This window comes from Rhizobium sp. TBD182, from assembly GCF_001950375.1.
GTDB lineage: Bacteria > Pseudomonadota > Alphaproteobacteria > Rhizobiales > Rhizobiaceae > Agrobacterium > Agrobacterium tumefaciens.
This window is the reverse complement of sequence record NZ_BDLN01000001.1, coordinates 1,578,204-1,602,825: the sequence shown is the minus strand read 5'-3', so window position 1 is coordinate 1,602,825 and position 24,622 is coordinate 1,578,204. Positions and strand designations below refer to the sequence as shown.

Sequence of the window (24,622 nt, the reverse complement as noted above, 5' to 3'; positions counted from 1 at the left end):
CCCGTCATTGGTATAATTATGGTTAATATTATGCTTGGATTTCTGGTTAACAGGCCTTTAACCTGCAGTGAACGCAGATTTCTCAGGAAAGACTTGCGATGGCGGCTTTCACAATTGGTGTTTCGCCATAGGTCAAAAGCCCGGCAATGGCGATGCCTATGCCATAGGGGATTTTCTTCGCAACCAGCAGGGAATCCGGAATGGGAATGCCGGCCGCCATGATTTCCTGCGAGCGCGATCGCAGAAGCAGGATTCCAAGCGTTAGAACACCGCCGATGAAGGTGACCGCAAGTAGAAACTCTATTAGGGAGGCATTGAAACCGTACCAGACTGCGGCAGCTGTGAGAAGTTTGGCATCCCCACCGCCCATGACATTGGCAGCGAAGAGCGCAAAACAGGCAAAAAAAACGGCTGCGGCGGCTGCAATGCTCATTGCGAAGGTTTGCCACTCCATACCCGTAAAAGGCGCAACCACAATGAAGGAAAGCAGCAATATAAGCGGTATTCTGTTGGGTATGGTCATGCTGAAGAGATCGTTCAGCGCAGCAAAAGCGAGACATAGAGGCAAAGTCAGAAAAATTGCTGCTACGACCATTGGATCAATTCCACATATGAATGGCAACCAATACGGGTGGATCCCAAAAAATACCAAGATGGCCGCCCGTTTTCGGGGCGGCCATCCAAAAGGTCTGTAGTTATCACAGACCCGATGCGGTGGAAGCTGCCGTCATCTTCGTGCCAATGTTTGTGAACAGTGTACCGATTTTGCTGCCAACGGTTGTAGCGCCGCCAACGATAGCGACAGAAATAAGCGCAGCAATCAGGCCGTATTCAATTGCCGTGGCGCCGGACTCATCTTTCAGGAAACGAGCGAAAATCTTGGTCATGGGTCTCTCCTAACTCTTGTGTTGTGTTCAGCACGCCGACAACTGTTTTCCGTTGTTCGGTTGCGTTCAAATTACAGGTGAGCGATTTCCAAGCGCTTAAAGAAGAGGATTAATCCAAAGTAAACGACAGGATGAGTTTCTCTTGGTAAACAAAACAAAAAAGTATTGTCTCTATTTTTATAGTTGCTGATAAACAAATATATTCCAGAGACTGTCAGTTTCTTATTTCCGGCAAAGTGTCCTTCCGGTGAGACATAGATGTTCAGTTTTGGTGCGGGACAGCGAGAGCCTCGAAAATATTGCCATGTCAGGCATGGTTACCGTTCACATTAGGGGCCTCTATCATTTAACGCTTCATTCACTAAAAACACGCATTCTGCTGCACAGTAAGTGCGGGTAGTGAGCAGGGGCGAAACGCGTGTCATCCGGAAAACTGGCGAAAATCGTGGTCGGCTTGTCCGTCATTCTATCGGGTTCGTTACAGCCCGTTTTTGCTCAGGAAGACATCTTGCGCGTTTCGATGAACCACGCCCGTGTCCTTCGCCTCGACCGCCCCGTGAGCAAGGTTATTGTCGGCAACTCGAAAGTCGCCGATGCGACGGTGGCCGATGCCACCACGATCGTGCTGACCGGGCGCAGTTTCGGCACGACGAATCTTGTTCTTCTCGATGCCGAGGGCAATCCAATCGTCGATGAGCGCATTCTCGTCTCCATCGATGAGGGCAATACGGTTCGCGTTTTTCGACAGACGGAACGGACCGTGCTTTCCTGTACGCCGAATTGCGAACAGCATTCGCAAAACAGTGGCGACAAAGACGCCCAGCCTTAAGCGAACTGCAACCCAATACCAGGTCTTAATATATCGGAATTCCAAGCGCGGGGATGGCTGGCATTTTGTCAAAGTGACAAGGGCTTAGCGCTCGTCCTGGGTAGCATTTTTACGGTAAAGATCGGGGTTGATCGCCAGCAAAACGAAAAACCGCAACATGTTCCCCTGCGTTTTGCAGGAGGACTGAATGTTGCTGTTTTTTCGTCTAAGTATTTGATCTGGCTAAGATCAAAAATGGAATGGTGCCCAGAAGAGGACTCGAACCTCCACACCCTTGCGAGTACCAGCACCTGAAGCTGGCGCGTCTACCAATTCCGCCATCTGGGCGACGGAGAGCGATGTACGAGGGCAGCCGCCCGGTGTCAACAGACTTTTTGAACTTTTATGACGATCATTGATTTTAAAGGGAAAAAACTTGGTTAGACGCTGTTGAAACATGTTGCCGCGTCAATTGTCGAGCCCTTCATGCTTCGTCCTGTCGACATGACCGAGGTCACGTTCCGGGTCGATGACATCGCGGATTCTCTGTTTGAGCTCTTTTGGACCGGGGAAACCGCCATCGCGCTTACGCTCCCATATGGTTTCACCATCTACGGTGATCTCGAACAGGCCACCCGTTGAGGGAATAAGGCTGACTTCGCCGATATCAGAAGCGAAGGTTTGCAAAATCTCCTGCGCCATCCATCCCGCACGAAGCAGCCAGTTGCATTGTGTGCAGTAGCGGATGGTTATGCGGGGCTTGGTCTCGGCCATGATCACGTCTCCTTCAGCGCCCGGTGACAATAATGCTCACGATAATGTCAACTATAATACTCATGTTTTTACCTGCGGCATGCTTGTTCTTATCATGCTGCTTTGCGAACAGATAAGCCATCGAAGGCTAAAACGCGGAGATCCCATGGCCCAGTTCGACAATAATCGTCAGCGTCTTTTCGTTCCGGCGGTCGCACCTCTTTATAATTCGACACATGATCTGGTGGAGACCGTTCTGCGCGTCGTGGCCGGGCTTCTTCTTGTCACCCACGGCTTCGGCAAGATCGCCAATCCGTTCGGGGCTGTCGGCATGGTGGAGAGCCTCGGCTTTTATCCGGGTGTATTCTGGTCACCTCTCCTGGCCGCCACCGAATTTTTCGGTGGAATTCTCGTGGCCATTGGGCTGTTCACGCGGCCGGCATCCTTTGCCGCAATGATCGTGCTTTTAGTAACGGTCTATTTTCACGGTATCGTAAAGGCGGAAGGTCTGGGTGGCGCGGAAAAATCAGTTCTCTGGGCAGCCATTTTCCTGTTCTTCGCTGTCCGCGGCGGCAACCGGCATTCCGTCGACGCGAAGCTGTCGCGGGAATTTTAAGATGCCCAAGGCCGGCTTGTCCCCTTATTGCCTTGCTAACGATATCGCGCCTCTTGAAAATCCGTTTTTCTCGTGGTGAAGCTGAATTCGATCGGCGATACCGGCCGATCGAATTCCCCGTTGTCGGCAAGAGGCCCCATGCGCGTTGCAATTATCGAAAACATGGCGGGCACGCCGCATGGACAGATCGGCGTCGCTCTGGAAGAGGCAGGGGCTGACGTGCATGTCATCCGCGCCTATGCGGGTGAGCCTCTTCCTCTCGATGCAGCTGCACACGATGCGCTCGTCGTTTTGGGCGGTGAGCAGAACGCTCTTGACGACGTGCTTTATCCCTATCTTCCAGACCTCGCACTTTTGATGAAAGCGTTTGGCGATGCGGAGAAGGCCGTGATGGGCGTCTGTCTCGGTAGCCAGTTGCTGGCGCGCGCCTATGGCGGAGAGAATATTCTGGCCGGCCCGCCCGAATTCGGCTGGGAAAACGTATCCCTCACGGAAGAGGGCGTGTCCGATCCGCTCTTGGCGGGGCTCGACAAGACATTTCCCATTTTTCAGTGGCATTGCGACACATTCACACTTCCGCCCGGGGCAACGAGACTTGCGACCAATGGTGCAACGCGAAATCAGGCTTTTCGCGTTGGCCGCGCTGCCTATGGCACGCAATTTCATTTTGAGGCATCCACGGCCGTGGTCGACGGATGGTGTGAGGCGTTCCCTGCTTCCGTAGAAAAAATGGCGCCCGGCTGGATGAACAATTACCGCGATCACCGTGGGGGGCGTGCAGATGTGGCCGATGCGACCGGTCTGGAAATTGCCCGTGCCTGGGTACGGCTTGTCTGATCTGGCAATTATCGGTTGCGAATATGGCCAAGGCCGCTCAGAATTGAGTGTGTTTCACCGACGTTTGCCAAGGAGGCACCAAGATCATGTATAAATTCGAAATCTATCAGGACAGGGCCGGGGAATATCGTTTCCGCTTCAAAGCATCCAACGGGGAAACGATGTTTTCGTCCGAAGGATACAAGGCCAAGGCATCGGCCATCCACGCCATCGAATCGATCAAGAAAAATTCCCCCGGCGCCGATACGGTCGATCTGAGCACGATGACCGCCTGAAGCTCTCCGTTTCGCGAAACCTCGAGGCATTCTCCTGCCAGAAATGACGGGCGCGTTGGAAGGTGTCGGCGTAAAGATAAGATTCAGTCTTTTTTGATAATCTTCCGTTAGCAATTGTATTTCGAGGTTCCCGGGCGGCGTCAGAGTGCCCCTGGATTGTTTTGCGTACGGGTTCTCATGCGTTCATCGGCTGTGCCAGCACTTCTCTTCGGTTGCCTTCTGCTTGGTGGCTGTACGTCCAGTTCCGGGCCGGAAAGCCTGATGGCCGGCCTGCCGTCGAAGGAAACCACGAGTTCGGTTACGCCATCCGCGCCGGTGCCGCAGGCAAGCGTGGGCAGCCAACCCATCACGGCCCAGCCGCGACAGGAAGTTCTGGCATGGGGCGGGCCGGTGCCCGAAGAGCCAAAGGCCTTTTCAGCCGTTACCCCACGAGCGCCCGTGCCGCAGAACGCGCTTGAAACCCGTTTGCCCTCACCGTCACAGGCTGGAATGGTACGACCGGCAGAGCGTCCGATGGAGCGTCCGGTGCAATTGGCCATGGCTGCAGCCCCGGCGGCCAGTGCCGGTGCACAGATCCGTTCGCGCATTTTCCGCTCCAGCTTCAGCGATGCCAAACCCATCAATTTCGGCAGGGTCCAGCCGCGCCATTTTCAGGTCCACGGGGTGGATGTCTCGCGCTGGCAGGCCAATATAGACTGGCCGCAGCTGCGCACACGCGGTGCCAACTTCGCCTTCATCAAGGCGACGGATGGCGGCGATCATCTTGATCCGATGTTCCGCACCAACTGGCAGCGTGCAAAGGAAGCGGGCATCCGTCGTGGCGCCTACCATTTCTTCTACTGGTGCCGGTCGGCCGGCGAGCAGGCGGATTGGTTCATTCGCAACGTACCGCGCGATCCGGATGCGCTGCCGCCGGTGATCGACGTCGAATATAACGGCGAATCGAGCTGCAAGATGCGCCATTCCCGTGAGCGTATTCTGGAAAAGATGCGCGTGTTCATGGACAAGCTGGAGCGCCATTACGGCCAGCGTCCGATTATCTATACGGCGCCCGATTTTTATAAGGACAATCTTACCGGCGAGTTCCAGGACTATCCCTTCTGGCTGCGCGCCGTTGCCCAGCATCCGTCCGTGGTCTATCCCGGCCGCAAGTGGTTGTTCTGGCAATATTCCGGCTCCGGCCTGTCGCATGGTGTCGATGGGCGCATCGATCTCAATGTCTTCAACGGCAGCGAGGATGCTTGGCATCGCTGGGTAGACCGCCGCTCGAGTTGACGGGGCGGGCGTCAGCGCGAAAATTTTCGCGCGCCGGCAACGCAGAGCACCACCACGAGCGTGATGCCGATCATCGCAGGGCTGACCTCCTCGTGAAGCAGGGTTGCTGCAAGCACCAGCCCGAAGAACGGCTGCAGCAATTGCAGCTGGCCCACCGCGGCAATGCCGCCAAGCGCCAGCCCGCGATACCAGAAGATGAAGCCGATCAGCATGCTGAACAGCGAGACATAGGCGAGGCCGCCCCAGGCCTGCGGGTCGATGCCTGCGAGGGTTTGCGGCCCTGTGAAAAAGGCAAGCGGCAGCATCAGAGGCAGGGAGAGGACCAGTGCCCATGAGATGACCTGCCAGCCCCCCAGTTTGCGGGAAAGGGCAGCACCCTCGGCATATCCCAGCCCACAGACGATGATCGCGCCCAGCATCAAGAGATCGCCGGCAAGTGATGCTCCGAGCCCGGAGGCCAGCGAATTCGACAATGAAAAGCCGGCAACGAGAACGCTGCCCAGGCAGGAAAAGAACCAGAAGGCGGGCCGCGGGCGTTCTCCCCCACGCAGCACGGCAAAAACCGCGGTTGCGAGCGGCAAAAGCCCAACAAAGACGATGGAGTGGGCCGAGGTGATGTGCCGCAAGGCGAGGGCAGTCAACAGCGGGAAGCCAACCACCACGCCGAAGGACACGATGAAAAGGGATGCCATATCATCGCGCGCCGGGCGTTTTTGCCGGAACACAAAAAGCAAAGCGAGCGCCAGAAGGCCGGCTATGCTGGCGCGGGCGAGGGTCAGGAACACTGGATCGAAACCCGTTACCGCAACCCGCGTGGCGGGCAGCGAGCCGCTGAATATCACCACGCCGATAAGGCCGCTTAGCCAACCGCTTGTCGTCTTGTCCATGACCGTCTCCTGCAATTTCCCTTACTTGATCCGGAACTGCTGGTGAAAACAGCGACAGTCATATACAATTTCAAGAAACTGTTATGGTTGTTTTGACGGTACGGTTGGAGAGAAATGTGGACGGACACCTCGCGACGGGAACGCGCATAGAACAGGTGATGGCCAGCATGCGGCAACGCATCGCTTCGCGAAGCCTCGTTCCCGGCGCCAGATTGCCATCCGTTCGAGCGCTTGCAAAAGCCATGCAGGTCTCCACTTCAACCGTCGTCGAGGCCTATGACCGGCTGGTTGCCGATGGCACTATAAGCTCGCGACCGGGTTCGGGATTTTATGTGGCGGGTCCGCTAGCGCCCCTGTCTCTGGCCGATATCGAGCCTCGGCTGGACAGGGCGGTGGATCCGCTCTGGGTGTCGCGCCAGGCGCTGGACGAGGGGGCGGCGCTTGCCAAGCCCGGCTGCGGCTGGCTTCCAGCGTCATGGATGCCGGAGCAAGCGCTACGGCGGGCGATGAGGGGGCTTGCCCGCGCGGATGCTTCCTTGCTGACGGATTATGCGAGCCCGATGGGGCTGTTGCCGCTACGCCAGCTTTTGTCCCGCAGACTTGCCGAACATGGCGTACAGGCGGGCGCCAGCCAGATCATGCTCACCGATTCCGGCACGCAGGCGATCGATCTCCTGTGTCGTTTCCTGCTGCAGCCAGGGGATACGGTGATTGTCGATGATCCCTGCTATTTTAACTTCCGCGCTCTCTTGCGGGCGCATCGGGTGAAAATCGTTGGTGTGCCCTATACGCCGGCTGGACCGGACCTGCCGCTTTTCGAGCAGGCAGTGAAAGAGCATCAGCCGCGCCTTTATATCACTAATTCCGCGATCCATAATCCGACAGGCGCAAGGCTTTCCGCCGTTTCCGCCCATCGCCTGCTGATGCTGGCCGAACAGGCGGGCCTCACCATCATCGAGGATGATATTTTTGCCGATTTTGAAACGCAGGCGGCACCACGGCTGGCTGCTTTCGATGGTCTGAACCGGGTCGTCCAGATCGGCAGTTTTTCTAAAACCCTGTCTGCTTCCGTGCGGTGCGGTTTCATCGCAGCGCCTCCGGCATGGGTGGAAGCCCTCACCGATCTCAAGATTGCCACTGCTTTTGGTGGAGCAAATTTTTCGGCTGCATTGATCCTGTCGCTTTTGACTGACGGTAGTTATCGCAAGCATGTCGAGGCTCTTCGACAGCGTCTCGCGGCGGCGGTGCCTGAGGCGGCGGCGCGTTTGAAAGCGCTTGGATGTGTGCCGTGGATCGAACCGCAGGCGGGCATGTTCTTATGGTGCCGCCTGCCGGAGGGGGTCGACGCCGCCGATGTTGCACGCCGGGCACTGGTGCAACAGGTGGTGCTGGCACCCGGCAATGTTTTCAGCTCCGCGCAGAACGCATCCGCTTTCATGCGTTTCAATGTGTCGCAAATGGCCGCTCCTCAGGTCATGGCCGTGCTGGCAGATGCCCTCGGGCAGAGCGCGTAATTGTCGCCCATATCGTGCTGGCCGAGGAGAATCGGAACAAAATCCCGTGAACGCCGTTTTCTTCTCAGAATGAAGAGGAGGAAATACCATGACATTCGATCCAAACAATCCGCGCCCGGACCGTGATCTTCGTCCGGAACTGAATATCAGCAATGAACCGCTTGCCCGCAAGTCTCCGTCCTGGATGCCATGGCTGGCGATTCTCGTTGTCGCATTGGTAGGCGTATTCGCCTGGTCGCAGATGAGCGGTCCGAACACCGATCCGGCCACGACATCCTCGACCATGCCGCCTGCGGCAACGCAACAGGCACCTGCGCCCGCGACTCCGACCGTCCCGGCAACACCGCCTGCAAACAATGCAGCACCGGCAAGCCCGAATACTGGCGGCACGCAGACGCAGCCGTAATGGGTTAGATCATCTGACAAAACCGCCTGCCTTACGGCAGGCGGTTTTTTATTGCGCCAACTCTGCGGCGTTAGAGCTGATCCATCGCGGAGGGATGGTTGGACAATCTGGACCAGCGGCTCATCGATTCCTCCGCCAGCACCGAAAGCGTAATGTTTCCGAAGCGGGACAGGAGAATGGTCTCCGCCTCGTTCATGGCGTCGAAAAGGGCAGCATTGACGGCCTGCTCTATGACGCAGTTAGGATTATCTCCTGCCAGCCCAATCGAGAACAATTCCGGCGCGCCAAGCGCCCGGTAAATATCGAGCAGCGTGATTTCGCTGAGCGGTCGCGCCAGAACCCAGCCACCGCCATGGCCTTTTTCCGACGACACGTAACCGTGCTCCCGCAAGCCCGCCATGGTTCTGCGCACCACCACCGGGTTCGTCTGCAACATCGCCGCGATGCTTTCCGAGGTCGCCGCCCCCTCGTGTTTCTCCATATGGATCAGAATATGCAGCACCCGTGAAAGGCGCGTGTCGTGTCTCATCGGTGAAATCCGCCTGTTTTTCGCGACATTACCAGTTAGCATATGACGTAACAATATAAGTTGCGTGACTATTGACTCTAAAATTCATGTAACAATATAAGTGTCGTGAAATGAACGGGCGCTTCCGGCTCGGTGAACGATAGGTGCATCATGAAATACGAAGTCATCATCATCGGCGGCAGCTATGCGGGCCTGTCCGCCGCCCTGCAGCTCGGGCGCGCGAGAAAAAACATCTTGGTGGTGGATGCGGGTGAGCGGAGAAATCGCTTCGCCAGCCATTCCCACGGTTTTCTCGGACAGGACGGCAAGGCGCCGGGCGACATCATCGCCGAGGCACGCCGCCAGATCGAGCGCTACCCGACGATACACTGGGCAAAGGGCAGGGTAACGAATGCCGAAGGATCATTCGATGACTTCGTCATCGAGATCGATGGCAATCGCCGCGAAAGGGCGGCCAGACTAATCCTTGCCACAGGCGTTACGGATGAACTGCCTGATATAGCCGGGCTGAAGGAACGCTGGGGCAGCGCAGTCTTCCATTGCCCCTATTGCCACGGATACGAACTGGATCAGCGCAGGATCGGCGTCATCGCGGCCTCACCGCTGGCCATCCACCATGCACTGATGCTTCCGGACTGGGGTGAAACGACCTTTTTTACCAATGGTATATTCGTGCCGGATGCCGAACAGAATGCGCTTTTGTCAGCCCGGGGCGTTCGGGTGGAAAAAGAGCGTATCAGAGAGATCGCAGGGCATGCGGATGTCGTTCTTGCGGATGGGCGCAGCATTGCTTTGGCCGGTCTTTTCACGCAACCGAAATTGCTGATTGCCTCGGATTGGATCGAAAAGCTCGGTTGCATCGTGGAAGAAGGGCCGATGGGTTCAAGCATCGTGACGGATGCCATGAAACAGACGACAGTGCGCGGAATCTTCGCATGCGGTGATGTGGCAAGGCCCGCCGGCTCGGTCGCTCTTTCCGTGGGGGATGGCGCCATGGCAGGGACTGCGGCTCACAGGTCGATCATGTTTCCGGAATGATCAGTGCGAAACAAGGCTTAGCCAGCGCCCCGGAGGCATTCCGAAGGCATTCTTGAAGTGGCGGGTAAAATGCGCCTGATCCGCAAAGCCGCAGGCAAACGCCGTTTCCGCAAGACCCGCACCAGCCCGCATCATGTCCTTGCATTTTTGCAGACGCCGCATGATGAGATAACGGTGCGGGCTCGTGCCAAACAGGGAGCGGAAGTGCCGAAAGAGCGTGAAGCGATCTAACCCGCTTATTTGCTCCAGCTTCTCTGAGCTGACGGCAAGCGCGCTGTTCTCCAGCAGGTAATCCCGGCAACGGAAAACGGCGATCCGGTCAAGCCGCTTGATTGTTCTCTGGTTTCCGTTCGAATGCTTCCAGAGCAGATCCGAAAGTCTCGATTGCCAGTCGGTCAGGAGCAGATTGTCCGGCTCGCCTTCGAGATTGCCGAGAGCCTCTATCAGGCATTGCCGGAACTCATCGTCTTCGATGACGGGATTTTTTGCAAATGGCAGCGCGTGAAATCCGGTCGGCACCTGCATGGTTTTTTCCGGCGGAAGGTAGAGCATCCGGTAGCGCAGGCCTTCGTCGGTGCCGGCACCACCATCGTGAACTTCGTCCGGATGCAGCACGATAACCTTTCCGGGCGTGCTGAAATGCGATGTGCCACGATAGGAAAACGTCTGGACGCCGGAAAGCGTCACACCGAGCGCATAGGTGTCATGGCGATGGGGTGCATAGGCGTTGCCGTGAAAGCGCGCTTCGATGCGCTCGATCCCTTCGCTGGAAGGGGCCTGCACGATCCCTTCGAATTTGCACGAACGTTCAAGATCGCTCGTACCCTGAGGAACTAGGGTCGCTTCTCTTTCGTAACCACAGCCAGATTGAGTTCGCATGTTTGATACCAAGATCGCCGTCATCCTTCGTGATGACCTTGCCGTGTGGCAAAAACTGAACGTCACCGCATTTCTCATGTCCGGTATCGTCGCCCAGACCAGAGAGATCATCGGGGAACCATACCGCGACGGGGCGGGTAACGTCTACAATCCCCTGTCCGTCCAGCCGATAGTCGTCATGGCCACGGATCAGGAGGCACTGCGCAAAATCCATCAGCGATCCCTGGAACGCGAGGTCACGACATCGATCTATATCGAGGAAATGTTTGCAACCGGTCATGATGTTGCCAACCGCCAGGTGTTTTCGGAATTTTCTCCCGACAATGCAAAGGTTGTCGGCATGGCGCTGAGGGCGGACAAGAAAATCGTCGACAAGATTACCAAGGGCGCGAAGCTGCATGCCTGAGCAGCTGCCGTGAATGTAAAAAGGGAGGCCGTAAGCCTCCCTTGTCAAATCAGCGACGATTTAGCGGCCGCTTATTCGTCGTTCATCTTCAGCGCAGCGATGAAAGCTTCCTGCGGAATCTCCACCTTGCCGAACTGGCGCATGCGCTTTTTGCCCTCCTTCTGCTTGTCCAGAAGTTTGCGTTTACGCGTCGCATCGCCACCGTAGCACTTCGCCGTCACGTCCTTGCGCAGCGCGCGCACGGTTTCGCGGGCGATGACCTTGCCGCCAATGGCCGCCTGGATCGGGATCTGGAACATGTGCGGCGGAATGAGTTCCTTCAGCTTTTCGCACATGCCGCGTCCGCGCCGGTCAGCCGCCGAGCGGTGGACCAGCATGGAGAGTGCGTCCACCGGGTCGCCGTTCACGAGGATCGACATCTTGACGAGATCGCCTTCGCGATAGTCGATGATGTTGTAGTCGAACGAGGCGTAACCCTTCGAGATGGATTTCAGGCGGTCGTAGAAATCGAACACCACTTCGTTGAGCGGCAATTCATAGGTGATCATCGCGCGGTTGCCGACATAGGTCAGCTCCGTCTGCAGGCCGCGCCGGTCCTGACAGAGTTTCAGGATACCACCGAGATATTCGTCGGGCGTCAGGATCGTCGCCTTGATCCACGGTTCGCGGATTTCCTTGATCTTCACGACATCAGGCATATCCGCCGGGTTGTGCAGTTCCTTCTCGGTGCCATCCGTCAGCGTCATTTCATAGACGACCGAAGGTGCTGTGGCGACCAGATCGAGATTGAACTCACGCTCGAGGCGTTCCTGAATGATTTCAAGATGCAGCAGACCGAGGAAGCCGCAACGGAAACCAAAGCCGAGAGCGGCAGACGATTCCATTTCGAAGGAGAAGGAGGCGTCGTTGAGGCGAAGCTTGCCCACCGCCGCGCGCAGATCTTCGAAGTCGGCTGCATCAACAGGGAAGAGGCCGCAGAAAACCACGGGCTGCGCTGGCTTGAAGCCGGGCAGGGCCTGCGCCGTCGGGCGCTTGTCGTCGGTAATGGTATCGCCAACACGCGTATCGGCGACTTCCTTGATCGAAGCGGTGATGAAACCGATCTCGCCGGGGCCGAGGCTGTCGACATTGACCATCTTCGGGGTAAGTACGCCAACGCGCTCGACGCCGTATTTCGCGCCGGAACCCATCATGCGGATCTGCTGGCCCTTGGTCAGCACGCCGTCGATGACGCGCACCAGAACCATGACGCCCAAATAGGTGTCGTACCAGCTGTCGACGAGCAGCGCCTTGAGCGGCCCGTTCTCGCCGACTTCGCTCTTCGGCGGTGGCAGGCGGTTGACGATGGCTTCGAGAACATCGGGGATGCCAAGCCCGGTCTTGGCCGAAATCAACACAGCTTCGGAAGCATCGATGCCGATTACTTCCTCGATCTGTTCCTTGATGCGGTCGGGTTCGGCGGCCGGCAGGTCGATCTTGTTCAAGACCGTCACCAGCTCGTGATTGTTGTCGATCGCCTGATAAACGTTGGCCAGCGTCTGGGCTTCCACACCCTGAGATGCGTCCACCACCAGCAGCGAACCTTCGCAGGCCGAAAGCGAGCGGGACACTTCATAGGCAAAGTCGACGTGACCGGGCGTGTCGATGAGGTTCAGCACATAGGTTTCGCCGTTATTCGCCTTGTAGTGCAGGCGCACGGTCTGGGCCTTGATGGTGATGCCGCGCTCGCGTTCGATATCCATCGAATCGAGAACCTGTTCCGACATATCGCGCTCGGCAAGGCCGCCTGTCGACTGGATCAACCGGTCGGCCAGCGTCGATTTGCCGTGATCGATGTGGGCAACGATCGAGAAGTTGCGGATATGGTCCAGGGGCGTGCGGGTCGAATTTGTGCTCATGCCCCGCGCTATAGCAGGGGCTTCTCATGCCGCAAAGCGGGAATTTGGTTAAAAGCCCTTTAAAATGGGCTTTTCAGATCGCAAACTGCTCCGGCCAGTCGCGGCGGGTGGCCACTTGTCCCTCGGTTCTAAGCTTGGCGACGGCAGCAAGGTCGATATCGGCGATCAGCAACGTGCTGTGTGTCACCGCATCGCTTTCGCTTTCCGCGACGATACCCGATGCCGGCATGCCATAGTCGGATGGCACGTAAAGTGCTGCGCGGCCACGATTTTCATCGACGGCGGGAGACCATGGAGCCTCACCCGCCGTGGGGGAGGAGAGAACGGCATACTGGTTTTCCAGCGCCCGCGCCTGCGCGCCGATACGCACCCGGTAGGCGCCGGCCAGCGTGTCGGTGCAACTGGGAGCGAGAACCAGTTCGACGCCAAGCTCGGCCAGCTTCCGGCCAAGCATCGGGAACTCGTTGTCGTAACAGATGAGGATGCCGAGCCTGCCGATCGGTGTCTCGAAGGCTTTCAGGCCCTCGATGCCGGCATGGATGTTCCATTGCTCCCGCTCGAACCGCGTCATGATCTGCTTGTCCTGATACCCGATCAGTCCGTTGGGGCCGAACAGCCATGCGCGGTTGCGGAACTTGCCGTCCTTGTCTTTCACTGGCGCGCTGCCCGGCTGAAACAGGATTTGATGTTGCCGCGCCAGCTCTTCGCAAAGCTCGACCCATGAGGGGATGAGCGGCTGTATCTCTTCGATGGAGCGGTGCAGGTCCGAGCGCACATCCGGCGGCAACTGCCCGGTCAGCGTCATGGCCGAATATTCCGGCAACAGCAGCAGCTCGGCGCCTTTTTCTTTCGCCTCGCGCACGATCGCGGAAAGATGGGCGGCATAGCCTTCCCATGTCTCGATGAGTTCGATGGCATATTGGCTGGCGGCGAGTTTCGTCATCTGTTTTCCTCTCCGGCAGCAATGGTCTTCATCCAGAAGGACAGGGGCTTTGGGCTTTCGGTGCTCTCGTCTAGATCCCGCCAGGTGAAGCTGGTGTGCAATTCCGGGTGATGGCGATAGCCGCGTTTTTCCCAGAAGGCATTCAGCGGCACGTAATCCAACGGCCGGCGCGGGTGGTCGGCGGGGCGCTCGACCGCGCAGAAGGTGCAGCAGTTGAAGTCGAGCTTGCTCGCATGCGCCTCCCGCTCCGCAAAGAACCGCACCCCGATGCCATGCCCGCGATAGCTGGGCAGAAGCACGCTTTCGCCGAAGTAAAATATCCGGTCCGGATCGTAACCTGCCTTCAGGAAGGGCGCCTTCACCTCGTCGGTCTCGGCCGCCATCGGCATGCCGGTGGACATGCCCACCACGTGTGCGCCATCCAGCGCCAGCACAAAAACCGCGCCTTTCGTGTCGGCATAGGTGGCGAGATATTTGCGCTCGTAATCCAGCGATCCGTCATAGAGATAGGGAAAGGCGCGAAACACTTCGATCCGCAGGCGCGCAAGGTCATCGAAATAGGGCGCGGCCTCGATGCCGGAAAGAGACTTGATTTCGACGGTCATGGGCATTTTCACTTTCGGTTGCACTGGTTATACCGTCATGGAAAACCCGCGCAAGCATTGAACGGAGAAGACAATGACCGCCACTGAGACCATCCGCGCCTATTACGATGCCTTCAACCGTCAGGACATGGATGCCTTTCTGGCGCTTCTTCACGACGAGGTGGTACATGACATCAATCAGGGCGAGCGTCAGACCGGAAAGCCGGCTTTTGCGTCCTTCATGCAGCACATGAACCGCTGCTATAAGGAAAACCTCACCGACATGGTCATCATGGCGAGCGAGGACGGTAAGCGCGCCTCTGCGGAATTCATCGTGAACGGCGAATATCTCGCAACCGATGAAGGCCTGCCGGAAGCCGATGGCCAGACATACGTCCTGCCGGCTGGTGCATTCTTTGACCTGAAGGATGGAAAAGTTAGTCGAGTAACGAACTACTATAATCTGAACGATTGGATCGCCCAGGTCGGTGCCTGATGCATCTTTGCCGCGCGCAGAACCCGCGGTAAAAAAAGCGACCGCAATTTCCATTATGGTAGATATTGACTCCATCATGTGAGAATGTATTCTCGCATGATGGAAAACGAAGATCATATTCTCGAACGCTCTATCGGCGACCGCATCAAGACGTTGCGCGCCGAAAATGGTTTGACCCTGGACCGGCTCGCCGCCGAATCCGGCGTCAGCCGCGCCATGATTTCCCGCATCGAACGTGGCGAGGCGAGCCCCACGGCCTCGCTTCTTGCCCGCATCTGCGCAGCGCTAGGCCTGTCGCTCTCCGGCTTTTTCGCCGAAGACGAAGAGACTGTTTCACCGCTGGTAAAAAAGCGTGACCAGCAGCTCTGGAAAGACCCGGAGACCGGTTATGTGCGCCGTGCCATCTCCCCGCCACGCGTCGGTTCCGATGTCGATATTGTCGAGGTCGAGTTCCCGGCGGGCGCACGTGTAGGTTTCCCGCCGCATGCGGCAAGCCGCGGAATGACGCAATATGTCTGGCTTTTCGAAGGTGTGCTGGAGATGACGAGCGGTGGAGACGTGCACCGGCTGGAACCCGGCGATTGCCTTTTCATGCCGGTCGGTGAGGGACATGTCTTCCACAATCCCTCAGAAAAACCTGCCCGTTATGCCGTCGTGCTGGATCAAAGACAGCGCTGATTTTCCCCGACAGGAGTTATTAATGGCCACCATCCGCGTATTGAACCGGGCAGAGACGATCAATGCCTTGCCCGAACTTTGTGACGTTATCGCCGACTGCGTTAATGGCGGCGCGTCTGTCGGTTTCATGCTGCCTTTCTCCCCAAAAGATGCCGAGCCGTTCTGGCAGGATGTAGCCGATGCCGTGGAAGCAGGCGGCACCATTCATGTGGTGGCGGAAGTAAACGATAAAGTGGTGGGCACGGTGCAGGTCGGTCTGGCCTCCAAGCCCAACCAGCCACATCGCGGTGATCTGATGAAGCTTCTTGTGCATCGGTCGGCACGCGGGCTGGGACTTGCACGGAAGCTCATGGAAAAGGTGGAGCAGGAAGCGGTAAAACGTGGCCGTACCCTTTTGGTGCTGGATACGGCCACGGGTAGCGATGCGGAGGCAATTTATCCCCGTCTTGGTTGGGAACGCGTCGGCGTCATCCCCGACTATGCGCTTTTTCCTGACGGGCGTTATTGCGGCACGACCCTGTTTTACAAAAGGATCGGCTAGGTTCTTCTGGTTATTGACCCGGCTTCAGCGTGCGGTTGAAGGCGGTGACGATCATCGTTTCCAGCTGTGCATGAATATCTTTACGGTCGCGGGGCCCGGCCGGTTCGCAGATCGGATCGCGCTCGCCAACAGATTTGAGAAACGCGTCGGCATCCGGCTTGCAAAGGGGCAGGAAGCTGAAATGGTTGGCCTCGTCGACCTGTTGGTAAGTAGAGACTGGCGCTTGTGCTGCAAGCTCGTCGGCAAGCACGGCGGGCGGTATTTTACCTTCGCTGCCAAGATTGATGAAGGTCAGCGGAATATCGATTTGTCTCAGGCTGTCCGGCTGGAACGCCAGCGCCAGACCCGGATCGACCAACACGGCGGAACGGATGCGTGGATCGCGGTTCTGCTGCTCGAAACGGGCCTTGTCGATGGTTCTTAGATCGAGCTTCGGTACGCTGACCGGCTCGTTATTGACATAGGCCCGGCCGCCGGCAAACCACTGGCAATCCATCATTGCTGCATTCTCTTCACAATAGCGCACATAGGCGTCAAGATCGGCGCGTGCACCTGCAATCTCCATCGCTGCGCTACCGCCCAGCGAAAAGCCGAGAACACCGATGCGTTGCGCATCGATCGCACCCGACCACGTGGCGTCCGTCGTCAAGGCCGTGACGATTGTGGATAGATCGTTGGTCCGCTCCCAGATTTTCGGCGTGTCGGCAGGCGTCGAGTCACCACTGGTCGTGCCGGGATGATTGGTTCCGGCGACGATGAAACCTTCGCTGGCGAGTTTCGCGGCGATCCAGGCCATGCCTTCAGCGCGCGAGCCGGACCCGTGCGAAATCAACACGAGGGGGAAACGGCCGTCCTTGATGGTCGCGTCCTTCCGAACCGCCGTTCCCTGAAAGATACGGTTCTCGGAGGAAAGCGCCGGTGTGCCGTCTCCGCCTTTGGCCGGATACCAGATCGTAACGTCAAGGTTTGTGTCGCGAGCCTTGGAAGAAACTGGGATGCTGGTAAGCCCGACATCCTCTGCGGCAAATGCCTGCGGGGAAAAAGCCGCGCACATCAGAAGTGCGACAAGGGTGTTTTTCAGTGTCATGAGAGCCTCTCCGTTTGACAAGGTGGATGCTCCCGTTTTTCTTCTAGGGTGAATAAATGCGTCCTTGATCGCGTTAAAGGTCGTGCCGAAACGCGATCTGGTCCATGAATGGGTGGTAATTCATCGCTTCGGGATCGTTATCCGTGCTTTTCATTCCATTGCCTTTTGTCGTCGCACTTCTGCTGGTCGTTATGTTCATCGTCTTCTTTCGAGGCGCAGAGGATATGCGAACCAACCGGGCGTTTCTGGCGCTCATCGCGCTTTGCGCCGTGCAGTCCGTTCTTGTCGGCTTGCGCTGGGGATATGGTGTGAGCGAAGCGCGTTATGTTTTGCCTGTTCTGGCTGCCTGCCTGCCGCCTCTCGTCTACATCGCCTTTCGCGGACTGATGGGCGTTGGAGTTGAAAGCAGGAGAGCGATGTTTGCCAGTCTTGTGCTTTCACCTTTATTCGTCGTCTTTCTGGAGTTCGTCCTTCCCGTTGCGATCGATTTTGCGCTGATCGTGATTTTTGTCGAGCACGCCATTGCCTTGCTTCTTTTGGCAAGAAAAGGGCCGGATGGGCTGGACGAGGCGCAATTTGCCAGCGTCGCATCTGCGCATAAGGCGCTTATTGTCGCCGCGGTCGCTCTCTGCGTTTCCGCGTTCTTCGATCTTCTGGTGTTTTTCGATTTCGAGTGGGCGCATGGAGAAAATGTCGCCGCACTTGTCAGCAATGCCAATCTTCTCGGGCTTCTGCTGATCGGTCTCATGGCTGCACTTGCCGGCAAAAGCAAAGCGCCGCAAACGGCTGCCCAGCCTGCTGCGGAGTTGTCTTTGCCGGCGCCTTCACAACAGGACCGGGACGTTGTCGAAAGGCTTGATCGCTTGATGGAGACCCACACGCTCTACCGCGATGAGAACCTAAACCTGTCACGGCTCGCAAAACGTCTCGGTCTGCCGAGCCGGCAAATCTCGGGCGCGATCAATCGCTCGCTCGGCGTTAACGTCTCGCAATATGTCAACCAGCTGCGCATCCGCGAAGCCTGCCGGCTGCTGGAGGAGACGGATCAGTCGGTCACTGCGATCATGCTGTCTTCCGGCTTTCAGACCAAATCCAACTTCAACCGGGAATTTCGCCGCGTCACCGGCATGAGCCCGGTGGACTGGCGTGAACGCGAGGTGTGGAAGCTGGTGTCGAATACAAAAACGGCCACCCGGCAGATGCCGGATGGCCGTTTGAAGATACTGAAATGAGGATCAGAGCGTGCCGTTGCGCTGCTGGATCATCATATAGGTGTCATAGGTATATTCGGCGATCTGTGCCCAGAGATAGGCGTCCTTCTTGAACGCCTGCTGGCTTTCGTAAATCTTCTTGAAGCTTTCGTTCTTGGCCGAAATCTCGGCATAGGTGTCCTGCGCCGCCTTGTGGCAGACGTCTAGGATTTCCTGGCTGAACGGCCGCAGGATGGCGCCCTGCGCCACGAGTTCCTTCAGAGCCTTCGGATTGCGCGCGTCATAACGCTCCAGCATGCTGGCGCTGCCGGCGGCGCAGGCGTCTTTCAGAATACGCTTGTAGTTCTCCGGCAACTCGTTGAACTTCTGCAGGTTCACGAAAGCATGAACGGCTGGGCCACCTTCCCACCATGCGGGGTAGTAGTAATATTTCGCAACCTTGTAGAAGCCGAGCTTCTGGTCGTCATAGGGACCGACGAATTCGGTTGCATCGATGGTGCCCTTTTCGAGAGCGGCGTAAACATCGCCGCCGGCGATCTGCTGCGGTGTCACGCCAACCTTCTGCATCACCTGGCCGGTTAGGCCGGCAATGCGCATTTTCAAGCCCTTCAGGTCATCGATGGTGTTGATTTCCTTGCGGAACCAGCCGCCCATCTGGGCGCCGGTATTGCCGAGCAGGATCGAGTAGATATTGTGCTGGGCAAGAAACTCATTGAGCAACTCGTTGCCGCCCGCCTGGTTGAACCATGCATTCGTCTGGCGTGCATTGAGACCGAAGGGAACCGAGGTCCCGAGCGCGAAGGTCGGGTCCTTGCCGACATAGTAGTATGAGCAGGTATGCGCCATTTCGACGGTTCCGGCCGTCACCGCATCCGCTGCCTGCAGCGCCGGCACGATTTCGCCACCGGCGAAATGCTGGATGACGAAGTTGCCGCCGGATGCTTCCTTGACATGATCGGCGACGATCTGGCCGGCACCGAATAGAATGTCGAGGCCCTTGGTGAATGACGACGTCATGCGCCAGGTGATTTTGGGGTTTTCCTGCGCAATGGCCGGAGCGGCCAGCACGGTTGCGGTAACACCGGCACCAACAGCGCCCGCCTTGCGAATAAATGATCTGCGATCCATGTCGATAAGCCCTGATATGTCTGCATATTACAGGCGAACCGTACGGTACGCCTCCCACTGGCTACTAAACATTTATCCTTGCGGCCATCAAGGGGAATATTTGAACTTGCCGGGCCTGCTATCATCGCCCGGATGGGGCTACGGATGCATGCGTTTTAACGCCGGATCATCCATTGCAGGATTATAAAACAGCGAAAGCGTCAGGCTTTTTGCGATACGTTCCGCAGTTTCCATGAACCAGCTATGGGCTTGTGGGCTCGGCGCGATATCGTCAAGGGTGGCCGAAAAAAGCGCCAGCCATTGCGGGAACAGTTCCGCCGACATGCCTTTTACGCCAAGATGCGCCTGCACCGGCTTGCCGCCGTAGCCGCCATTCTTGAAGGCGACGGCGGCCCAGAACTGTTTCATCCTGGCCATATGCTCCGGCCAGCGCCCGGAAAGCCGCGCATTGAAGACAGGGCCCAGCGTGGGATGTTCCAGAACGCGGCCGTAAAATGTCTCGACCAGCAGGTCGACGAAACCGGCGTCGATGCCGATAGCCGCCATGGCCTTTTCCGCCCTGTTCTGAATTTCCGCGTTGTGGGCGGCCTTTGCCGCGATCTGGTCCTGCATTGTGCTTCCTTTTGCGGCAGAACCTACGTGGCTCTTCGACACTCCGCAATGCGACCCTTTGGCATATTAGAATAATTCTAAAAGGCTTGATTGTGACGTGATCAGGATGTATTTAGAATTATTCTAAAGAGGTTCCAGCCATGTTCCGCAGTCTTTTTCCCTGTCCAAACGCCCGTTCTCCTCGCTTGGCGAACAGGAAATCCTCGCACTTGCCATCTCGTCCGAAGAAGACGATTCCCGCATCTACCGCTCCTATGCCGATCATCTGCGCGCGCAATATCCGCAATCCGCAAAAATCTTCGATGATATGGCCGAGGTTGAGCAGCAGCATCGAAACGTGCTGATCGACATGCACCGCAGGCGATTTGGGGAAACGATCCCCCTGATCCGCCGTGAGCATGTGCGTGGCTTTTACGAGCGCACGCCGGACTGGCTGGTGAAGAACCTGTCGCTTGACAAAATTCGTGCGCAGGCGGAATTGATGGAGGCCCAGGCGATCCGTTTTTACGATGAGGCTGTCAAGCGCACCAGCGATGCCTCGACCCGCAAGCTGCTCGGCGATCTGGCCGAGGCGGAGCGTGGTCACGAAGACATCGCGCAGATGCTGGAAGAGAAACATCTCGACGAAAACGGCAAGACAGAAGAGGAGGAAACCGCAAAGCGGCAATTTCTTCTGACCTTTGTGCAGCCGGGTCTTGCGGGACTGATGGATGGTTCCGTATCGACGCTGGCGCCGATCTTCGCAGCCGCCTTCGCCACCCAGGATACGTGGCAAACCTTCCTGATCGGCCTTTCGGCCTCCGTTGGCGCGGGTATTTCCATGGGCTTCACCGAGGCGGCCCATGATGATGGCAAGCTTTCCGGTCGTGGCTCTCCGGTAAAGCGCGGTCTCGCCTCAGGCATCATGACGGCCGTTGGTGGCCTTGGCCATGCGCTGCCCTATCTCATTCCGCATTTCTGGACAGCAACGGCCATCGCCGCGGTCGTCGTCTTCGTGGAACTCTGGGCCATCGCCTTTATTCAGAACCGCTTCATGGAAACGCCGTTCCTGCGGGCAGTGTTTCAGGTAGTGCTCGGCGGTTCGCTGGTGCTGGCCGCCGGTATCATCATCGGCAACGCCTAGTGAATAAGAAAGCCCGCAGCGTTTGCTGCGGGCTTTCTGCATTGAGCCTATAATATCTGTCGATCAGCGCAATGCGCCGACCAGAACGTCGCGGCCATCCTCGATGGAAACCCAGCGGCCCGAATTGAAGGACGCCTGCCGCTTCAGATAAGTGTAGTTGGTGTCGGTCCAGAGCTTCACGTCGTCGGTGAGATTGTCGAGAATATAATCGCCATCGGTGGTGCGGAGCGTCAGCACGGCATGGCCCTCGCCATCAGGCTTGCGCACGACAGTGATTAGCAGGTCAGCAACGGAAAACCCACGCTCGATCAGCTTCTTGCGCTTCAGCAGCACGAAGTCCTCACAATCGCCAGCGGTCGTGGGATATTCCCAGACTTCTTCTTTGCCGTAGATTTCCATGTCGGTCATGGCGACGATTGAGGTGTTGACGGATGTGTTGATCTCGCGAACCACACCCCAGCCATACTCGGTGACGCGTGGTGGCGGCGTCAGCTTGCTTCGAATGTTGCACTCGCTCGCGTATTTCTGACAGAACTCATAATGGCCGATCGGCTGGGATGTGATCCCGCCCGTCACCATGGAAGGGCTTCCCTTGGTTTCCGCCACGGCGGAGGCAGCAGTCAATAGCCCGGCGGCAACTGCAAACAGCAGCGCACGCGCCAGCGGTGCGTTCATCATGAAACCCGTCCCTTAATTCTTAATGAAAAGTTAAGAGGGTTGGGGGGCAGGAGTCAATCACTAGCCATCGGCGGCGCGCAAGACTCGTTAAATATGGTTAAGATCGTTGCGCAAATGCCTATGTTGCAAGGGCTTTGACGGCAGCCAGCATCCTGTCGATATCCTGCGGCCGGGACAGCCGGTGGTCGCCATCCCGGATCAGCGTCAAGACGACGTCGTCGGCAGGAAGATGTTCGAGGAGCTTCAGCGCATGCTGATAGGGAACATCGGGATCGCGCATTCCCTGCAGGATGTGAACCGGGCAGCCCGTGGTAATGATGCCGGTGAGGACGCGGTTCTGCTGCCCGTCTTCCATCAGCGCGCGCGTAAAGATGTTCGGCTCGGGGCTGTATTCCGAATGTTCCTCGAAATAACCCTTGTCTTCAAGCGACCGTTTTTCCGCATCCGTGAGGCTCGGCTCTATCAGGTCCGCCGTGAAATCGGGGGCTGGCGCAATGAGGACCAGACCAGCGACGGACGGCGTGCCGCCAGCCTTGCGCAGTTCCTCGACCATGCGCAGCGCGATCCATCCACCCATCGACGAACCGATAAGGACGACGCGCGATGGCGCCTTTTCGCGCACGACGGCAAGTGCCTCTTCCAGCCATCTTGAAATCGTGCCTTTTTGGAAGTCACCGCCGGAAGCGCCGTGCCCGGAATAATCGAGCCGCAGGCAGGCAATGCCGTTTTCCGCTGCAAAGCGGTCGAGTTCCACCGCCTTGGTTCCCGTCATGTCGGAACGGTAACCGCCGAGCCAGACGAGCGTGGATGCATCTTCTCGTGAAGTTGCCGGGCGATGAAGGACGGCGATGTCGCGGGCGTCGTCGCCCATGCCTACACGCAGGAATTCAGCGGCTTGTTCTGTCATGTATATGCAATTCTCCTGAATTTCGCGCAACAAAGGCGGCGTATTTGCAAAAACCGTGACAACAGGTGATCTTTTCGGGCAGATATGCTATTGACTTCGCCACGGCAATAACGACATTTCCGCCGCTTGTACCAAACAAGCTGTTTTTTGCCGATGTGATCCAGAAACAGATCAGGAGAATACGACCATTCGCAGACCTTTCAAAGCCGATGCCCCCGTCAAGGAGGGCCCGCGCTCCAACCGGGAAATCCGGGTTCCCAGAGTTCAGCTTATTGATGAAGAGGGCCAGAACCTCGGTAGCATGCCGACGGACCAGGCTTTGAAAATGGCGGAGGATGCCGGTCTCGATCTCGTTGAGATTTCGCCGAACGCTGAACCGCCGGTATGCAAGATCCTCGATCTCGGCAAGCTTAAATACTCGACCCAGAAAAAAGCCGCTGAAGCGCGCAAGAAACAGAAGATCGTCGAGGTCAAGGAAATCAAGATGCGCCCCAACATCGACACGCATGACTATGACGTGAAGATGAAGGCGATGAACCGTTTCTTTGACGAAGGTGACAAGGTGAAGGTGACGCTGAAGTTCCGCGGCCGCGAAATGGCCCACCAGGAACTCGGCATGAAGCTTCTCCTGCAGGTGAAGGAAGATACCCAGGCGATTGCCAAGGTTGAAGCCGAGCCGAAGCTGGAAGGCCGTCAGATGATGATGGTTCTCGCGCCGAAATAACTCTTTCGCGCACGCCGCCCGGGCGGCATGAAGCACCACCGCAAGGGGAAGTTCGTATTCCCCGTTGCGCTTTTAACCGACTGCGGTTATAAGCGCGCGTCCGAACGGTCCGGCAGGGCATGCCGAGGCCGTTCCTGAATAGCTTGAAATAGGCCTCGTCTGCCTGTTTCGATACAAAAACACGGAGTAGCAAAATGCCCAAGATGAAGACGAAGTCCGCTGCAAAAAAGCGGTTCAAGATCACCGCCACCGGCAAGGTTGTTGCAGCCGCCGCCGGTAAGCGCCACGGCATGATCAAGCGTACCAACAAGTTCATTCGCGACGCGCGTGGAACCATGGTTCTCGCCGAAGCTGACGGCAAAAAAGTCGTCAAGAACTACCTGCCGAACGGTCTCTGAGACTTTTCCGCACTTTTGGACACTTTAAGGAGATCATGACATGGCACGCGTAAAACGTGGCGTAACTTCCCGCGCCAAGCACACCAAGACACTCAAGGCAGCCAAGGGCTTCTACGGCCGCCGCAAGAACACCATCCGCGCAGCAAAGGCTGCTGTGGATCGTTCCAAGCAGTACGCTTACCGCGACCGCAAGGTCAACAAGCGCAACTTCCGCGCTCTGTGGATCCAGCGTATCAACGCTGCTGTTCGCGAATTCGGCCTGACCTACGGCCGCTTCATCGACGGCCTGAACAAGGCTGGCATCGAAGTTGACCGCAAGGTTCTGTCCGACATGGCTATCCATGAGCCGGCAGCATTCGGCGTGCTCGTCGAGACCGCGAAGAAGGCTCTTGAGTACCTCAAGGAAGCTGGTACGACCAACGAGTTTGAAACCGCTGTAAAGTAATTACGGCGCGGACAATCTGTTGTTCATTTGAAACCCGCGCCGGTCCTCCGGCGCGGGTT

The 24,622-nt window shown here is 57.4% G+C and carries 31 protein-coding genes and 1 tRNA gene; 17 read left to right on the top strand and 15 right to left on the bottom strand.

Translation table 11 applies throughout. The features are described from left to right. Nucleotides 1-82: 82 nt before the first annotated feature. Both T18_RS08055 and T18_RS08050 read right to left on the bottom strand, forming a co-directional pair. Nucleotides 83-595, bottom strand: coding sequence for a prepilin peptidase (locus T18_RS08055; protein WP_038489492.1), 513 nt, complete (start codon nucleotides 593-595; stop codon nucleotides 83-85). 103 nt (nucleotides 596-698) lie between these two features. Then, nucleotides 699-887, bottom strand: a complete 189-nt coding sequence (locus T18_RS08050) for a Flp family type IVb pilin (protein WP_038489495.1) — start codon at nucleotides 885-887, stop codon at nucleotides 699-701. 445 nt (nucleotides 888-1,332) lie between these two features. Here T18_RS08050 and T18_RS08045 point away from each other — a divergent pair, with 445 nt between their 5' ends. Next, nucleotides 1,333-1,716 carry a pilus assembly protein N-terminal domain-containing protein gene (locus tag T18_RS08045; RefSeq protein ID WP_046205577.1) on the top strand — a complete coding sequence of 128 codons (384 nt, stop codon included), beginning with the start codon at nucleotides 1,333-1,335 and terminating at the stop codon, nucleotides 1,714-1,716. Nucleotides 1,717-1,956: 240 nt separating this feature from the next. On the opposite strand, the gene T18_RS08040 is transcribed toward T18_RS08045, so the two are convergent. Further along, nucleotides 1,957-2,043, bottom strand: a tRNA-Leu gene (locus T18_RS08040). Between the two features lie 120 nt (nucleotides 2,044-2,163). Continuing rightward, nucleotides 2,164-2,469, bottom strand: coding sequence for a SelT/SelW/SelH family protein (locus tag T18_RS08035; protein WP_003514570.1), 306 nt, complete (start codon nucleotides 2,467-2,469; stop codon nucleotides 2,164-2,166). 145 nt (nucleotides 2,470-2,614) lie between these two features. Here T18_RS08035 and T18_RS08030 point away from each other — a divergent pair, with 145 nt between their 5' ends. The 4 genes from T18_RS08030 (at nucleotide 2,615) to T18_RS08015 (ending at nucleotide 5,451) form a co-directional block, all read left to right on the top strand. After that, on the top strand, nucleotides 2,615-3,064 hold the full coding sequence (locus T18_RS08030; protein ID WP_003514571.1) for a DoxX family protein: 450 nt from the start codon (nucleotides 2,615-2,617) through the stop codon (nucleotides 3,062-3,064). Nucleotides 3,065-3,202: 138 nt separating this feature from the next. Beyond that, complete coding sequence (locus tag T18_RS08025) at nucleotides 3,203-3,901, top strand: type 1 glutamine amidotransferase (RefSeq protein WP_038492637.1); 699 nt, start codon at nucleotides 3,203-3,205, stop codon at nucleotides 3,899-3,901. A gap of 86 nt (nucleotides 3,902-3,987) precedes the next feature. Then, a complete protein-coding gene (locus tag T18_RS08020; protein WP_003514584.1) occupies nucleotides 3,988-4,176 on the top strand; it encodes a YegP family protein in 189 nt (62 codons plus the stop codon). Between the two features lie 177 nt (nucleotides 4,177-4,353). Then, entirely contained in the window at nucleotides 4,354-5,451 is a 1,098-nt protein-coding gene (locus T18_RS08015; RefSeq protein ID WP_013635302.1) for a GH25 family lysozyme, read from the top strand. A gap of 11 nt (nucleotides 5,452-5,462) precedes the next feature. On the opposite strand, the gene T18_RS08010 is transcribed toward T18_RS08015, so the two are convergent. Next, nucleotides 5,463-6,338: a DMT family transporter gene (locus T18_RS08010; protein ID WP_013635303.1), complete on the bottom strand. Its 876-nt coding sequence runs from the start codon at nucleotides 6,336-6,338 to the stop codon at nucleotides 5,463-5,465. Between the two features lie 116 nt (nucleotides 6,339-6,454). Here T18_RS08010 and T18_RS08005 point away from each other — a divergent pair, with 116 nt between their 5' ends. After that, on the top strand, nucleotides 6,455-7,852 hold the full coding sequence (locus tag T18_RS08005) for a PLP-dependent aminotransferase family protein (protein ID WP_038492639.1): 1,398 nt from the start codon (nucleotides 6,455-6,457) through the stop codon (nucleotides 7,850-7,852). An 88-nt stretch (nucleotides 7,853-7,940) separates the two neighbouring features. Next, a complete protein-coding gene (locus tag T18_RS08000; protein WP_038489500.1) occupies nucleotides 7,941-8,258 on the top strand; it encodes a hypothetical protein in 318 nt (105 codons plus the stop codon). A 70-nt stretch (nucleotides 8,259-8,328) separates the two neighbouring features. On the opposite strand, the gene T18_RS07995 is transcribed toward T18_RS08000, so the two are convergent. Further along, the gene (locus T18_RS07995; protein WP_013635305.1) at nucleotides 8,329-8,787 is read right to left on the bottom strand and encodes an Rrf2 family transcriptional regulator; all 459 of its coding nucleotides are present in this window, start codon (nucleotides 8,785-8,787) and stop codon (nucleotides 8,329-8,331) included. Between the two features lie 150 nt (nucleotides 8,788-8,937). Here T18_RS07995 and T18_RS07990 point away from each other — a divergent pair, with 150 nt between their 5' ends. Further along, entirely contained in the window at nucleotides 8,938-9,825 is an 888-nt protein-coding gene (locus tag T18_RS07990) for an NAD(P)/FAD-dependent oxidoreductase (protein WP_038489503.1), read from the top strand. On the opposite strand, the gene T18_RS07985 is transcribed toward T18_RS07990, so the two are convergent. Then, complete coding sequence (locus T18_RS07985; RefSeq protein WP_038489506.1) at nucleotides 9,826-10,608, bottom strand: AraC family transcriptional regulator; 783 nt, start codon at nucleotides 10,606-10,608, stop codon at nucleotides 9,826-9,828. It abuts the gene before it with no gap. A 94-nt stretch (nucleotides 10,609-10,702) separates the two neighbouring features. Here T18_RS07985 and T18_RS07980 point away from each other — a divergent pair, with 94 nt between their 5' ends. Further along, on the top strand, nucleotides 10,703-11,110 hold the full coding sequence (locus tag T18_RS07980; protein WP_038489509.1) for a DUF2000 family protein: 408 nt from the start codon (nucleotides 10,703-10,705) through the stop codon (nucleotides 11,108-11,110). Between the two features lie 71 nt (nucleotides 11,111-11,181). Here the strand turns inward: T18_RS07980 and lepA are convergent, their stop codons facing one another. From lepA to T18_RS07965, 3 genes are all read right to left on the bottom strand, one after another. Beyond that, on the bottom strand, nucleotides 11,182-13,020 hold the full coding sequence (lepA, locus tag T18_RS07975) for a translation elongation factor 4 (protein ID WP_025592156.1): 1,839 nt from the start codon (nucleotides 13,018-13,020) through the stop codon (nucleotides 11,182-11,184). A gap of 61 nt (nucleotides 13,021-13,081) precedes the next feature. Then, nucleotides 13,082-13,951 (bottom strand): carbon-nitrogen hydrolase family protein, encoded by an 870-nt coding sequence (locus T18_RS07970; protein ID WP_038489512.1) that lies wholly within the window; start codon nucleotides 13,949-13,951, stop codon nucleotides 13,082-13,084. After that, a complete protein-coding gene (locus T18_RS07965; protein WP_038489515.1) occupies nucleotides 13,948-14,556 on the bottom strand; it encodes a hypothetical protein in 609 nt (202 codons plus the stop codon). The genes T18_RS07970 and T18_RS07965 overlap by 4 nt, the downstream gene beginning before the upstream one ends. A gap of 73 nt (nucleotides 14,557-14,629) precedes the next feature. On the opposite strand from T18_RS07965, the gene T18_RS07960 reads away from it, so the two are divergent. The 3 genes from T18_RS07960 to T18_RS07950 all read left to right on the top strand — a co-directional run bounded on the left by T18_RS07960 (nucleotide 14,630) and on the right by T18_RS07950 (nucleotide 16,250). Then, nucleotides 14,630-15,031 (top strand): ketosteroid isomerase-related protein, encoded by a 402-nt coding sequence (locus T18_RS07960; protein WP_003514602.1) that lies wholly within the window; start codon nucleotides 14,630-14,632, stop codon nucleotides 15,029-15,031. A 96-nt stretch (nucleotides 15,032-15,127) separates the two neighbouring features. Beyond that, the gene (locus T18_RS07955; protein ID WP_038489518.1) at nucleotides 15,128-15,709 is read left to right on the top strand and encodes a helix-turn-helix domain-containing protein; all 582 of its coding nucleotides are present in this window, start codon (nucleotides 15,128-15,130) and stop codon (nucleotides 15,707-15,709) included. 22 nt (nucleotides 15,710-15,731) lie between these two features. Continuing rightward, on the top strand, nucleotides 15,732-16,250 hold the full coding sequence (locus T18_RS07950; protein WP_038489521.1) for a GNAT family N-acetyltransferase: 519 nt from the start codon (nucleotides 15,732-15,734) through the stop codon (nucleotides 16,248-16,250). A 10-nt stretch (nucleotides 16,251-16,260) separates the two neighbouring features. On the opposite strand, the gene T18_RS07945 is transcribed toward T18_RS07950, so the two are convergent. Beyond that, a complete protein-coding gene (locus T18_RS07945) occupies nucleotides 16,261-17,337 on the bottom strand; it encodes an alpha/beta hydrolase family protein (RefSeq protein ID WP_038489524.1) in 1,077 nt (358 codons plus the stop codon). A 143-nt stretch (nucleotides 17,338-17,480) separates the two neighbouring features. Between T18_RS07945 and T18_RS07940 the strand changes: the two genes are divergently transcribed. After that, the gene (locus T18_RS07940) at nucleotides 17,481-18,569 is read left to right on the top strand and encodes a helix-turn-helix transcriptional regulator (RefSeq protein ID WP_038489527.1); all 1,089 of its coding nucleotides are present in this window, start codon (nucleotides 17,481-17,483) and stop codon (nucleotides 18,567-18,569) included. 3 nt (nucleotides 18,570-18,572) lie between these two features. On the opposite strand, the gene T18_RS07935 is transcribed toward T18_RS07940, so the two are convergent. Together T18_RS07935 and T18_RS07930 are read right to left on the bottom strand one after the other, a co-directional pair. Further along, nucleotides 18,573-19,676: a TRAP transporter substrate-binding protein gene (locus T18_RS07935; RefSeq protein WP_003514611.1), complete on the bottom strand. Its 1,104-nt coding sequence runs from the start codon at nucleotides 19,674-19,676 to the stop codon at nucleotides 18,573-18,575. Nucleotides 19,677-19,814: 138 nt separating this feature from the next. Next, complete coding sequence (locus tag T18_RS07930) at nucleotides 19,815-20,288, bottom strand: group III truncated hemoglobin (RefSeq protein WP_003514613.1); 474 nt, start codon at nucleotides 20,286-20,288, stop codon at nucleotides 19,815-19,817. 160 nt (nucleotides 20,289-20,448) lie between these two features. On the opposite strand from T18_RS07930, the gene mbfA reads away from it, so the two are divergent. Further along, on the top strand, nucleotides 20,449-21,411 hold the full coding sequence (gene mbfA / locus T18_RS07925) for an iron exporter MbfA (RefSeq protein ID WP_038489530.1): 963 nt from the start codon (nucleotides 20,449-20,451) through the stop codon (nucleotides 21,409-21,411). Nucleotides 21,412-21,474: 63 nt separating this feature from the next. Here mbfA and T18_RS07920 read toward each other — a convergent pair whose 3' ends face one another. Both T18_RS07920 and T18_RS07915 read right to left on the bottom strand, forming a co-directional pair. Next, nucleotides 21,475-22,089 carry a transglutaminase-like cysteine peptidase gene (locus tag T18_RS07920; protein WP_003514617.1) on the bottom strand — a complete coding sequence of 205 codons (615 nt, stop codon included), beginning with the start codon at nucleotides 22,087-22,089 and terminating at the stop codon, nucleotides 21,475-21,477. Between the two features lie 118 nt (nucleotides 22,090-22,207). Further along, nucleotides 22,208-22,996 (bottom strand): alpha/beta hydrolase, encoded by a 789-nt coding sequence (locus T18_RS07915; RefSeq protein WP_038489533.1) that lies wholly within the window; start codon nucleotides 22,994-22,996, stop codon nucleotides 22,208-22,210. A gap of 187 nt (nucleotides 22,997-23,183) precedes the next feature. On the opposite strand from T18_RS07915, the gene infC reads away from it, so the two are divergent. The 3 genes from infC (at nucleotide 23,184) to rplT (ending at nucleotide 24,563) form a co-directional block, all read left to right on the top strand. Continuing rightward, nucleotides 23,184-23,720 carry a translation initiation factor IF-3 gene (gene infC, locus T18_RS07910; RefSeq protein WP_060641871.1) on the top strand — a complete coding sequence of 179 codons (537 nt, stop codon included), beginning with the start codon at nucleotides 23,184-23,186 and terminating at the stop codon, nucleotides 23,718-23,720. A 194-nt stretch (nucleotides 23,721-23,914) separates the two neighbouring features. Continuing rightward, complete coding sequence (rpmI, locus tag T18_RS07905; protein WP_003493355.1) at nucleotides 23,915-24,118, top strand: 50S ribosomal protein L35; 204 nt, start codon at nucleotides 23,915-23,917, stop codon at nucleotides 24,116-24,118. A 40-nt stretch (nucleotides 24,119-24,158) separates the two neighbouring features. After that, nucleotides 24,159-24,563: a 50S ribosomal protein L20 gene (rplT, locus tag T18_RS07900; protein ID WP_003514622.1), complete on the top strand. Its 405-nt coding sequence runs from the start codon at nucleotides 24,159-24,161 to the stop codon at nucleotides 24,561-24,563. Nucleotides 24,564-24,622 lie beyond the last annotated feature (59 nt).